The sequence below is a fragment of the Rhodococcus sp. MS13 genome (genome assembly GCF_013277835.1).
Lineage (GTDB): Bacteria > Actinomycetota > Actinomycetes > Mycobacteriales > Mycobacteriaceae > Rhodococcus_F > Rhodococcus_F erythropolis.
This window is the reverse complement of the sequence record NZ_VBTL01000017.1, coordinates 1-12,524: the sequence shown is the minus strand read 5'-3', so window position 1 is coordinate 12,524 and position 12,524 is coordinate 1. Positions and strand designations below refer to the sequence as shown.

10 protein-coding genes are annotated in these 12,524 nt (G+C 60.7%); 3 read left to right on the top strand and 7 right to left on the bottom strand.

Translation table 11 applies throughout. The annotated features are described in order from the left end of the window. The first annotated feature begins 457 nt into the window (after window positions 1-457). The gene (locus FEZ59_RS29645) at window positions 458-1,882 is read left to right on the top strand and encodes an aldehyde dehydrogenase family protein (protein ID WP_007732506.1); all 1,425 of its coding nucleotides are present in this window, start codon (window positions 458-460) and stop codon (window positions 1,880-1,882) included. A gap of 63 nt (window positions 1,883-1,945) precedes the next feature. On the opposite strand, the gene FEZ59_RS29640 is transcribed toward FEZ59_RS29645, so the two are convergent. The 7 genes from FEZ59_RS29640 to FEZ59_RS29610 are packed head-to-tail and all read right to left on the bottom strand — an operon-like array spanning window position 1,946 to window position 8,934. Beyond that, window positions 1,946-2,707 carry an aldolase/citrate lyase family protein gene (locus tag FEZ59_RS29640; RefSeq protein WP_019746656.1) on the bottom strand — a complete coding sequence of 254 codons (762 nt, stop codon included), beginning with the start codon at window positions 2,705-2,707 and terminating at the stop codon, window positions 1,946-1,948. A 34-nt stretch (window positions 2,708-2,741) separates the two neighbouring features. Then, on the bottom strand, window positions 2,742-3,701 hold the full coding sequence (locus FEZ59_RS29635) for an aldo/keto reductase (protein ID WP_134999913.1): 960 nt from the start codon (window positions 3,699-3,701) through the stop codon (window positions 2,742-2,744). After that, entirely contained in the window at window positions 3,701-4,567 is an 867-nt protein-coding gene (locus tag FEZ59_RS29630; protein WP_134999912.1) for a dipeptide/oligopeptide/nickel ABC transporter ATP-binding protein, read from the bottom strand. Before FEZ59_RS29630 ends, FEZ59_RS29635 begins: the two co-directional genes overlap by 1 nt. Beyond that, a complete protein-coding gene (locus FEZ59_RS29625) occupies window positions 4,564-5,397 on the bottom strand; it encodes an ABC transporter ATP-binding protein (protein ID WP_053062092.1) in 834 nt (277 codons plus the stop codon). Before FEZ59_RS29625 ends, FEZ59_RS29630 begins: the two co-directional genes overlap by 4 nt. 3 nt (window positions 5,398-5,400) lie before the next feature. Further along, a complete protein-coding gene (locus FEZ59_RS29620; RefSeq protein WP_019746660.1) occupies window positions 5,401-6,348 on the bottom strand; it encodes an ABC transporter permease in 948 nt (315 codons plus the stop codon). Next, a complete protein-coding gene (locus FEZ59_RS29615; protein ID WP_007732496.1) occupies window positions 6,348-7,352 on the bottom strand; it encodes an ABC transporter permease in 1,005 nt (334 codons plus the stop codon). The genes FEZ59_RS29620 and FEZ59_RS29615 overlap by 1 nt, the downstream gene beginning before the upstream one ends. Window positions 7,353-7,356: 4 nt before the next feature. After that, window positions 7,357-8,934, bottom strand: coding sequence for an ABC transporter substrate-binding protein (locus FEZ59_RS29610; protein WP_134999911.1), 1,578 nt, complete (start codon window positions 8,932-8,934; stop codon window positions 7,357-7,359). A gap of 212 nt (window positions 8,935-9,146) precedes the next feature. Here FEZ59_RS29610 and pdxA point away from each other — a divergent pair, with 212 nt between their 5' ends. Then, complete coding sequence (gene pdxA, locus FEZ59_RS29605; protein WP_134999909.1) at window positions 9,147-11,387, top strand: 4-hydroxythreonine-4-phosphate dehydrogenase PdxA; 2,241 nt, start codon at window positions 9,147-9,149, stop codon at window positions 11,385-11,387. A gap of 27 nt (window positions 11,388-11,414) precedes the next feature. After that, window positions 11,415-12,182: a DeoR/GlpR family DNA-binding transcription regulator gene (locus FEZ59_RS29600; RefSeq protein WP_042950537.1), complete on the top strand. Its 768-nt coding sequence runs from the start codon at window positions 11,415-11,417 to the stop codon at window positions 12,180-12,182. Window positions 12,183-12,524 lie beyond the last annotated feature (342 nt).

Sequence of the window (12,524 nt, the reverse complement as noted above, 5' to 3'; positions counted from 1 at the left end):
CGCCGATGGTACTGCACTCGACAGGGTGTGGGAGAGTAGGACACCGCCGAACACAAATTACGAGAAGCCCCCCAACCAGTGATGGTTGGGGGGCTTTCTCGTACCCAAAACACCCCGAAACATCCCGTCGCCGGCACCCCCGACTTCGAGCGAACGGTACGTTCGTCGCCTCAGATCGACCGAACGCCCCGTTCGCACGATCAAAGGGCGGAAGCACGGCGGGCTCACCACCCCGTCCGGGATCGAGTGAACGACACTTTCGTCGCCTCTAACGAGATGAACGGTACGTTCACACGATCCGCGAAAAGCGTGTGCCCACCACAGGTCTCGTCAGTCGACGGTCAATCGCGACACCAACCCGCCACGGAACCCGTCGAGCGTGGCTAGGCTCGGAAGAGGTGCCCCGTGTGATCGGGCCCACCTCACCTGTGCACGCGTGATGACTACGGAGGCTTCGATGACCGATATTCTCGACCGCACCAAAATCTATGTTGATGGCGCCTGGATCGAATCCACTGGCAGCGGTCGGATCGACGTTCTCAATCCGGCTACCGAAGAGCTGATAGGAACTGTCGCCGAAGGCACTGTCGAAGATGTCGACGCGGCCGCGAAGGCAGCACGAAAGGCGTTCCCTGCCTGGTCTGCACTATCCGGCGGTGAGCGCGCCGAATATCTTTCCAAGGCCGCGGCGATAATTGCCGAACGCACCGATGATCTTGCGGCGCTTGTTTCGCAGGATATGGGAATGCCGATCGGATTCGCGAAGCCCGTACAAATCGGAATGCCGCTCGCGAATTTGAATGCATTTGCCGAATTGGCTCGCACTTATGATTTCGACGCTCACGAGGTCGGGAATTCGCTGATTGTTCGCGAACCTGCGGGTGTTGTCGGCGCCATCACTCCCTGGAACTTCCCGCTCCACCAAGTTGTCTTGAAGGTCGGCGGTGCGCTCGCCGCGGGCTGCACCGTGGTTCTCAAGCCCACCGAGGTTGCGCCACTCATCACGTACGCTCTCGCTGACATCTTCGACGAAATTGGTTTGCCTGCAGGTGTATTCAACCTGGTGAGTGGCTACGGCCCGGTAGTGGGCGAAGCCATCGCCGGCCACCCTGAGGTCGACATGGTCTCCTTCACCGGATCGACTCGTGCAGGCAAGCGAGTGGCCATCGTTGCCGCGGACACCATCAAGAAGGTCTCGCTCGAGCTGGGCGGCAAGTCGGCGAATGTCATTCTCGACGACGCCGATCTCGAAAAGGCTGTCACGGATGGCGTCGCAAAGTGCTTCATCAATTCGGGCCAGACCTGTTCGGCGCTGACGCGTATGTTGGTTCCCGCGGAGAAGGTGGATGAGGCAGCGGCAATTGCTGCTGCAGTCGCCGCTCATTTCCCGGTAGGTGATCCGACTCAGCCGACTTCGGTGCTTGGTCCTCTGGTGAACGCGAATCAGCTGGGACGCGTTCGCGGATACATCGAGAAAGGTGTGTCGGAAGGTGCCACCGCGGTTGTCGACGGTCGCGAAACTGGTCTGGCCAGTGGATATTTCGTCGGTCCGACGGTGTTCGCGAACGTGACCGAAGACATGACCATTGCGCGCGAGGAGATCTTCGGACCGGTCCTCTCGATCATGGGCTACAAAGACGAGGCCGACGCAGTGCGTATCGCCAACGGCACCGAGTACGGACTGGCCGGTGGCGTTTGGTCAGGTGACCCCGATCGCGCGGATCGCGTCGCCCGGCAACTGCGGGCCGGGCAAGTCGAGGTGAACGGCGGCGCCTTCAACACGAATGCTCCGTTCGGTGGGTACAAGCAGTCGGGCGTCGGGCGCGAGGCCGGCACGTTCGGGCTCGAAGAGTTCCTCGAGATCAAGGCGATTCAGCGATAGTTTGTTCGAGAATGGCGATGCTCCCGTACCAAGTGCGGGAGCATCGCCATTTTTGTACCCGGATCAGGACTTGGCGGCATCCAAATGCTGAGCCGAGATGTTCGCCAGATGTGTCAGGTCCGAGGCCACGGTCGCGAACGTGTAGCCCTCCCCGAGCCGTTGTGCCGCAACCTGACCGGAAGGTGTGTGGATTCCCGCAGCGACTCCGCTGACGGCGGCAGCTTCGCGCACCCGGGTGAGCGCTGCTTCGAATTCCTCGGCGACGTCCGGATCGTTGGAGTGCTTACCGCCGACGGCGATTCGTAGGTCGGACGGCCCGACGTACACGCCGTCCAAACCGGGCACTGCGCAGATCTCTTCGACGTTCGCCAGACCCTGTGGGGTCTCGATCATCGCAAATACAACGGTGTCGCGGTTCGCGTCGGCGGGAACGGGGCCGATACGGAGTTGAGAGCGCATGGGTCCGTAGGAGCGGATGCCGAAAGGCGGATACTTGGCGGCTGCCACGGCGGCCGCTGCCTCTTCGGCGTTGTTGATCAGCGGAACGATGACGCCCACAGCGCCCGCGTCGAGTGCACGGCCGATGGGCGTCGGATTGTTTGCCTCGACGCGCACCATCCCGACAGTGGACGGTGACGAGTCGATGGCGGTGAGCCCGGCGACCATCCCCGAATAGCCGATCAGGCCGTGCTGCATGTCGAGGGCAATGTAGTCCCAGCCGACGTGCGCAATCCATTCGGTCGAGACCGGACTGTCGATGACGGACCAGTATCCGAGAATGCGTTCGCGTCCTCGGATACGTGCGGCGAATTCCTGTGCTGACATAGTGAAGAACTCTTCCTGATGAAGGTCGGGTGTTTCAGCGGTTGTAGTTGGGCATGGGGCCTCGTAGGGCGGCACCGACTAGGTCACACTCTTCGACGGTCGAGGCGTCGAGTGGACCTCGCCCGATGGCCGCGATATTGGATTCGAGGTGCGTAACTTTGGATCCTCCGAGGAGCAGCGATCCGGCGACGGGCTTGCTGACCAGCCAGCGCAACGCAAGCTCGGTCAGGGAGATGCCCGACTGTTCCGCGATCGCCGTCAGTTGTGCAATGGCGTCGAAGATCTGTGTGTTCCAGTATCGCTCCTTGTACATCGACGCAAGACGGGAGTCGCCGAATCGGCCGTCGACGGGGTTTTCCTCGAAGGTGTGGCGCCCGGTGAGCAGGCCCCCACCGAGTGGGTTGTAGACCATGGTGGTCAGTCCGGTCACGTCCGCGAATTCTGCGTATTCTTCTTCGATGCGACGCGCGAGCAAGTTGTAGAGCTGTTGTGCGACGATCGGTCGCGGAGCACCGACTGTGTCTGCGGTGTAGTTGATTTCACTGATTTGCCACGCGGCAAAGTTGGATACGCCGAGTGTGCGGATCTTGCCCTCGGCAACCAGTTCCGCGACGGTGGTAAGAGTTTCGGTCAGCGTGACGGTTCGGTCCGGCTGATGGAGATAGAACAGGTCGACGTAGTCCGAGTCGAGTCTGCGCAGACTTCCTTCGATGCTTGCTCGGAGTCCCTTTGCCGAGAGTGGGCTGTTGTCACCGGCATCGGGGTGTGGCATTCCTGCTTTGGTGGCCAGAGTGACGGAATCGCGTCGGCCGTGGAGCAGTTTTGCCAGCATGCGCTCGGACTCACCGCCCGCATAGCCGTTGGCCGTGTCGATGTGAGAGATACCGGCGCCTAGTGCTGCGTCGAGCATCGATCCCGCACCCGATATGTCGACCGTATCTCCGAAGGTCATAGTGCCGAGCACCAGTTTCGGAAGCTCGAGTGGGGTGGTCATCAGGCAACTCCTCGTGATTCGGTCTGCTTGGCTAGTAAGTTCTTGGACAGGGCTGCCACCACGTGGCGTGGTTTGATGCCGACCATGGTGGTGGGATCGAGAGCAGCGCCTCGTAGTGCGCGGGTGTACGGCTCGCACGGACTGGCGAGAACTGTGTCTGTGGAACCGGATTCGACGATGGTTCCTTTCGACATCACGACTACGGTCTCGCTGATTTCTCGGACGACGCCCAAGTTGTGTGAGATGAAAACGTACGTCAGACCGGTATCGGCCTGAATTTCACGTAGGAGCGCGAGTACCTGCGCTTGCACCGAAACGTCGAGAGCGCTGGTTGCTTCGTCGCAGACCAGGATCTCGGGTCCGCTGGCAAGTGCACGGGCAATTCCGATGCGCTGACGTTGGCCACCGGAGAACTCCGCCGGACGCCGGTGTAGTGCCGAGCTGGGTAGGCCAACGCGATCGACGAGTTCTGCTGCTGCCTTGGCGCGTTCAGACTTGCTCCGAACACCTTTGAGGCGCAGTGGTTCTCCGATGATGTCCTCGGCAGTCAGATGGGGGTCCAGCGATCCGTACGGATCTTGGAACACCATTTGAATGCGAGAGCGGAAGGGGCGCAGTGACTTCTCCGACATATGCGCGATGTCATTGCCGTCGACGAGAATGCGTCCACTGGTCGGTGTGAGGAGTCGGACGATCGATCGAGCGATTGTCGACTTGCCACATCCGGATTCGCCGACGATGGCCAGGGTCTTGCCCTTTTCCACCGAGAAGCTCACAGCATCCACGGCTCGGAAAACTCCGTCGGGAACCGGATACTCGACAACGAGATCTTCGACGGCGAGAAGTGGCGTTTCGTGGGGGTTCATGCCGAGGCTCCGATCTGTGTTGAACGGGCGGGGTCGCCATCCCAAGGCCCCAGGTGCGGTATGGCGTCGAGAAGCTTTTGTGTGTAGGCGCTTTGCGGTGAGTCGACGAGAACGTCGGCGTTACCGGTCTCGACAAAACGTCCGTCCTTCATCACGTAGATGCGATCGGATACGAGTCGGGCGACTCCGAGGTCGTGGGTGATGACGAGCATTCCGATCCCGGTGCGCTCCTGCAATTCGAGCAATAGATCCAGAATCCCGGCCTGAACGGTGACGTCCAATGCGCTGGTGGGTTCGTCGGCCACGATCAGTTCGGGGCCGGCAGCAAGAGCTCCGGCGATGAGGACGCGCTGCAGCATTCCACCCGACAGTTGATGCGGGTACTTGTCGAGTTGCTGATCCGGATACGGAATGCGTACCTGCTCGAGCAGTTGCACTGCCCGCTCGATTTGTTGCTTCTTCGCGGTCACACCGCTGTGGCGCACTGCTTCTCGAAGTTGGCTGCCGATGGTGTGGACGGGACTCAGAGCCGTCATCGGGTCCTGGGGGATGAGGGCGATGTGTTTTCCACGAATATCGTTCAAGATCTTCGTGTTTCCGAGAATGTCCTGGCCTTTGAACACGGCTTTCCCGGAAAGAACGGCAAGATCGTCCGGAAGCAGCCCGAGGATTCCCATGGCCGTGGTCGACTTTCCGGAGCCGGATTCACCGATGATGGTGACGGTTTCACCGGCGTCGATGCAGAAGGACACCCCGTCGACGGCTCGGATGACGCCATTCGCCGTGACAAGTTCGATCTGGAGGTCGTCGACCCGTAGTAGATTGCCCATGTCTCACGCCTTTGCTTTCTGGGCGTTGCCACGCCCGAACAGGCTTGCGCCCAGTCGTTTCGAACCTGCAGGACGATCGCGCAGGCCGTCGCCGAGTAGGTTCACTCCGACGACCAGCAGAACGATCATCAGACCTGTCAACGTGACGATCCACCATGACGTGGTGATGTAGTCCTGGCCGTCGGCGATGATTCGTCCCCACGTTGCGAACGGACGTTGCGGTCCGGCGCCGAGGTAACTCAACGAACTTTCCAGCAGTACGGCCTGCGCGAGCAGCAGCAGGACGACGAGCGAGGCCTGCTTGACGATGTTCGGAATGACGTGACGGAGCAGAATTGCCATGCGAGTAAGTCCGAGGACTCGAGCTGCAGCTACGTAAGGCTTTTCGCGTTCGACGAGTACCAATGAGCGAGTCAACCGTGCGACCTCGGGCCACTGCGCGATCGCGATGACAAACGTGATGACGGGAATGGACGGACCGAACAGCGCAACGACGAGAAGCAGCATCATCAGCAGAGGCAGAGAAAGCTGTGCTTCGAGTAGGCGGGAGATGACGGTGTCGACCCAGCCGCCGAAGTACCCCGCGGCGGATCCGGCGACTATGCCGATGACCCCGGAGACGATCACGGCGAGAATACCGATCGTCAGAGACACCTGGCCGCCGTGCAGGATCCGTGAGAGGAGATCTCGTCCCAACTGATCGGTGCCGAACAGATGGCCGTCGGTGAGGGGCGGTAGCCGTCGACTGCTCAGGTTGGTCTGGTTCGGATCTGCAAGGGGGAGTAGTCCCGCCAATGCAACAGGAAGAATCACCAGGAGCGCGCAGATCGAGCCGGCCCAGATCTTGACTCGGCTGTCTCGCTTACGGCGCGTGGCTCCGGCGCGTGCGAAGTCTGCCTCGGTGACCGCGCTGGCGCGTGGAGTTGTTGGAGGTTCCAAGACGGTAGTCATCAGTTGGCGCCCTTTCCGAGTCGCACGCGTGGATCCAGGAGGGGGTAGAGGAGGTCCACTGCCAGTTGCACGAGCACGGCGAGAACCGCAGTGACAAGCACGGTGGCCTGGATGAGCGGGTAGTCGCGAGTCTCGAGTGCGCGGACCACCAGCGAGCCGACACCAGGCCAGGCGAACACGACTTCGACCACCACGACGCCGTTCAGCATTCCGGCAAATCTGGTGCCCAGCGCGGTGACGATCGGAATCGCAGAATTACGCATCGCATATCGCCAGGTGAGTTCGCGTTCGGATACTCCGCGAGAACGTGCGACCGTGATGTACGGAGAAGCGAAGGCCGAGACCATTTCGCGTCGAACCATCCGGGAGATCAACGCGATCTGAAGGATGGCGATGGTGACGGTAGGCAGGATCAACGACGGCCATGTGGTGAAACCGGCTGCCGGGAGTACTGGGATCAAGACCGCGAAGATCGTCACCAGCATCAGGCCGCTCCAGAACTCCGGCATGGACTGCCCGCCGACGGCTACGACGTTCGCGCCGAGTTCGCGTCGGGTGTCCGCGTGACGGGCCATCCACACGCCCAGCGGAATCGAGAGCACGGCGGTCAACAGAATGGAGCTGACGGCAAGGGTGATGGTGTACGGGAGACGGCCGAGGACAACGTCCATGGCCGGCGCCTGGAACGAGTACGACGTGCCGAGATTCAGATGGACGAGGTCCCACAGGTAGATCAGGTATTGAGAGAACACCGACTTGTCCAAGCCCATGTCAGCACGGATTTGTGCGAGATCCTCCGTGCTGGCCAGCGGTCCGGCCAAGGCGTAGGCAGGATCACCGGGAGCCATTCGGATCAGGACGAACACTGTTGTGAGCGTGAGGAAGATCGTCAAGGCGCTCTGTGCCAAGCGTTTGAGCACGTATTTGACGGTCGGGTTGATCCTTGTGCGCCGACGCGGAGAGATTCCGAGAGCGGTTTGCGGTTTCGGAGCGGTGAGAGTCATCGCCTCAGGCCTCCAATCGGACGGCGCCGAGGTCGTAGGAGTTGATCGGGGTCAGTGAAACATTTTGTACACGAGTGCGTTTCGCAAGGAGTGCGTTGGGTACGAAGCTCCACAGGCAAGGCCAGGTGTTCCAGATGTCTTGTTGTGCGGCGTCGAGTAGAGCGGCGCGCTTGGTCGGGTCTGGTTCACTGGATGCGGCTTGGATCTTCGCGGTGATTTCGGGGAAGACGTACCCGTGATAGGTGTCGCGAGTTGCTTCCTTCTCCGCTGTGCCGGCGTACATCCCCTGCAACGTGGTCAGTGCAAGTCCGGTCTGGTTGCCGTAGCCGTTGCCCAGCACATCCCAGTCGCCGGTCTTGCCCTGGCGCCAGGACGAGATGTCACCGCCCGGTTCGAACTGCTGGAGTTTGACGCGTACTCCCACGGCCTTCATCATTTCGAGTACCGATTCCATCACCGAGACGTCGTTGGTGAACTCTCCGGTTTCCCAGATGAAGGTGAGTTCGAGGTCGTCGGCGCCTTCGGCCTCGAGCATTTGCCGCGCTTTCCGTGGATCATATTGGTAAGTGCCGGTTTTCACGGCTCCGTCCAAGGTCGACGGTGCGGGGCCGGTGGCCGGGACTGCGGATCCGATCAGCACGTCCCGAGCGAGTGACTCACCGTCGATGGCATACGTGAGAGCTTCTCGGACAAGCGGATTGGACAGTGGGTGATCGGCGGGCTTGCGGAAGTTGAAGAACAGTTGGTTGATGCGTGTGCTCGGCACTGTGTCCACCTGGACACCAGGCAGGTCGGCGAGTTGTTCGGCGGAATCGGGACTGATCGAGTCGATGACGTCGACCTCGCCGCTCCGAAGTGCGACGACGCGGCCGGCCTCTTCGGGAATGAAGCGGACCTGAACACGACGAACGCCAGGGGCCGGGCCCCAGTAGTTGTCATTGGCGACAAGTGTGTAATCGCCGGTGCCCCGGTTCGATTCGCTGACGACGAACGGTCCAGACCCGATTCCGCTCTGCAGTTCGTTGGGTTCGTTGGCAGCGGCCGGGGTGATCAAGATGTTGGACATGAGCGAGTCCAGAACCGGCACCGGGGAATTCGTCCGAAGGATGAAGGTGCGATCGTCGATGGGCACGACCGTCGGCCACTCGGGGAACTGCGGTGCGACAAACGATCCGCTGACCTGCTGGTACATCTGCATTGCCGTCGTGACGTCGTCGATCAGCACAGGTGTGCCGTCGGAGTAACGGATGCCCTCGCGGAGTCGAACCGTCCACTCGGTCGGGCCGGTCGATTCGAACCTGTCAGCGAGAACGAGTTGCGGTGTCAGATTGTCGCCGATCCGGGTGAGACCTTGTCTGACGCCACGTTGAGCCGTGACTGCTGCGTCGAATTGATTGAGTTTGTTGTCGAGGCTGACGAGCGAACGGTTGAGCCCGAGCACCAGGGTGTCCTGGGTCGGCTTCCCGGTAGGGCCGGCGCACGCGGCAGTCGTGCCCAGAAGCGTTGCGCCACCGATCAGCCCGGTGAACTGCAGAAAGGATCGCCGGGAGAGCTGTGGTGTTCGCAAACGAGTATTGGTCATCGGTGACCTTTCGATCCTGACGGGGCAGCGTGGGGGCGACGCTCCGAGCGGACTGTTGGTGAACAATCGCGTCGGGCTCTCGCTTGTAACTCAGCTCACAATGGCACTGTTGCGCACTTCGCGCAAGTCCCGTAACTTCGATTGCGTACTTCGCGCATCGATTGCGATGCTGTGCATACTCGATTCAGACCGAAAGGGGGTCGAGGAATTCGATGAAACCACTGGTAATCATCGCTGATGATCTTTCCGGAGCCGCGGAGTCGGCCGCAGGATTTCTGCTCCGCAGTTCGGGCATATCGCTTCGACTCGGCCCAGGTGCGCCCGACGGATCAGGAGTGACGGTTTTCGATCTGCACTCACGGCGATCCGACCCCGCCAGAGCCTCTCGTGACGTGAGATCAGTTCTGCAATCGTCTGACGGCTCCGAGATCGTCAAGAAGATCGATTCCCTGCTCAGGGGCAACATAGCGGCGGAGGTTGGAGAACTCTCCCGCGACGGATCCCCGGTCATCGTCGCCGCCGGACTGCCCAGGCAAGGGCGCACGGTGCAAGGCGGGGTGGTGTTGGTCGATGGGGTTGCGTTGCACGCCACCGACCTGTGGCGCGCGGAGTCGAAGCCGGCTCCTCGGTCGATTGCGGAGGCGCTCGGCTCGTCGGCAATTACTTCTGGCGTATCGCTGGACGACATTCGCTCCGGGCGGTTGAGCCAGGTTCTTGCGTCGATCTCAGAAGCCGGGTCGGTGGCGATCTGCGACGTCGAGACCGACAGTGATCTGGAACTGATTGTGGCTGCAGCACAGGAGGTTCGGGGTTCTCGATTGGTAGGAACCTCGGCGCTCGCGACGGCAGTGGCACGACGACGAACCGTGCAGTCACCCGTCGTGCGTCCATCTCTTCGTGATTCTCGATCTACTTTGGTGGTTGTGGGGACGGCGGATGCGTCTGCCGGGGACCAAGTGGAATTGCTTCGGGATTCAGGTGCGCACCATATCGAAGTGAACAGTGCTGAACTCCTGGCGCATTCGGTCGATCCGCTTCCGATTCTGAACGCACTGGATCGCGGAGACGTCGTGGTTTCGGTAAGTGGACCTGTCGTGCCTGCAGAATCCGTCCATCTCGTTTCGGCTCTCGCCGATCTGATCGCTGCCGTCGATGCAGGATTCTCCCACGGCGAGTACCCGATCGACTTGGTTCTTACCGGTGGCGAAACCGCGCGCAGCGTTCTCGACCGCCTGCGGATCGACACTTTGTCACCGATTTACGAAATTGAACACGGCGCCGTACTTTCCGTCGACCACACCGGACGGTACATCGTCACGCGGCCAGGCAGTTTCGGGAATGCACACAGTCTTTTCTCTATAACGAAGTTTCTCGCGCGCCCCATCCCGGTCGACGCTCCGGACAGTCCACCTTCAGACAACGAGGTTAATCCCATGTCAATCGAATCCACTCCACTGCCGCTGATTGCTGTCACGATGGGCGACGGCGCCGGCGTCGGACCGGAAGTGATCGTCCCCGCACTCCTCGACGCCGAAACGAGAAAGCGTTGCCGCCCTGTTGTTGTCGGCGACGCGAAGCGTTTGCGATTGGCTGCCACGGTGCTCGGAATCGACGTCGACGTGGTCGCGATCGAGGAGATCAAGGATGCTGAATTCATCGATGGACGGATCAACGTCATCGACCTGGACTTGCTACCCGAGGATCTCGCCTGGGGTGAACTGTCGGCAGTCGCGGGGGATGCGGCCTATCAATATATCCGCGTCGCAAGCGAACTCGCCGTACGCGGTGAAGTCCAGTCGATCTGCACGGCGCCGCTGAACAAGGAAGCGCTGCATGCGGCAGGACACATCTATCCCGGACACACGGAATTGCTTGCGCACCTGACCGGTACCGAGGAGGTGTCGATGATGTTGTCGACCCCCAAGCTCAAGGTGATTCACGTGACCACTCACATCGGACTGCTCGATGCAGTTGCCAGGATCGAGCCCGGCCTGGTCGAGAGGACCATTCGTCGAGGTCACGAAGCTTTGGTGCGCACGGGCAATCCATCTCCGAAAATCGGCGTGTGCGGGATCAACCCGCATGCGGGGGAGAACGGGCTTTTCGGGTACGGAGAGGAAGAGCAGAAGATCATTCCCGCCGTTGAACTCTTGAAGGCAGAAGGAATCGACGTCCACGGCCCACTGCCGGCGGACACGGCATTCTTCCTCGCTGGACGTGGGGACTACGACTTGATCGTTGCGATGTACCACGATCAGGGGCACGGCCCGGTCAAGGTTCTCGGGATCGAGGCCGGCGTCAACATCACCGTCGGGTTACCTGTCATCCGTACCTCCGTCGATCACGGAACCGCTTTCGATATTGCAGGTAAGGGCATCGCCGAGGCCGGTAGTATGGTCGAAGCGCTGCGGCAGGCGGCCGAATTGGCAACCAGCACATTCGTTTCCAAGTAAGCACCAGGGTTTGTAGGGGGAGGAGCGATGGTCATCCGGGAGTCGGAGGCGAGGCGGTCGGAGATTGCGAGGCTCGCTCGCACCAGCGGTCTGGCCAGTGTCGAGGATCTGTCTGCCCAATTCGGGGTGACTGCATCTACGATCCGTCGCGACCTGAGTCAGTTGACTGCCCAGGGAGTAATTGCTCGAACGTACGGCGGGGCTATTGCTCTCAACCCTCATCCGGAATCCTCCTTGCGTCAACGCGCAATGGAGGGATTCGACGCCAAACGGGCCATCGCCGAATGGGCTGCTGAGCAGGTCCGGCCCGGAGAAACCGTGCTCCTTGATGCAGGTACCACCGTCGGAGCGATGGGAGAGTTCTTACGTCACGTGACGAATTTGACGGTGATCGCTGCAGGGCTGACGGCGCTCGAGGCGTTAGCCGACGCTGATGGTGTTCGAGTCGAATGTCTCGGCGGGACGCTGAGGCAGCTCAGTCAAGGATTCGTCGGGCCACTGGCGGAAGCGTCTCTGCAGAGGGTGTCGTTTGACAAGGCATTCCTCGGTGCCGATGCAGTTACCGCTGACCTGGGTATTTGTGAAGCTGAGCTCGATCAGACCCGGCTCAAGGAAATGATGATCGAACGTGCCGGCGAGGTGTACATCCTCGCCCACTCCGCCAAGCTTGGTGAACGTCCTTTCCATGCGTGGGCTCCGATACCGCCGGGGGCCGTGCTGGTTACCGATGCTGCAGTAGACGCAAAGCAAGTCGCGTTGTTCGAGGATGCAGGTATCCGAGTCCAAGTGGTGTGAGTTCCCGCTGCGTGCCGATCCGGCCACGGTGTCCGGCGTCACATGATGTCCGAATTGGCGAAAATCGACTGAAACGGGCAATCTTGCTGGGGAAATGGATACCTCCGAGTCTCTGACCTGTGGATTTGTCAAAGACTTCGGCGGACGCGTAACTTATTCCAAGTCAGAGCGACACGGACACCGACTCCCGCCTTCACGGCGAGTGACACGAGGTTGTACGAAGTGCCTGACCAAATTTCGAAGTAGTTTCCATCGTGTATGGTTGTGCTTCACCTCCAGTTCTTCCTCGAATGTTCAGCGGTTTGCGCCGATGATCATGATGGGATAGGCTGGAAAAGTTGC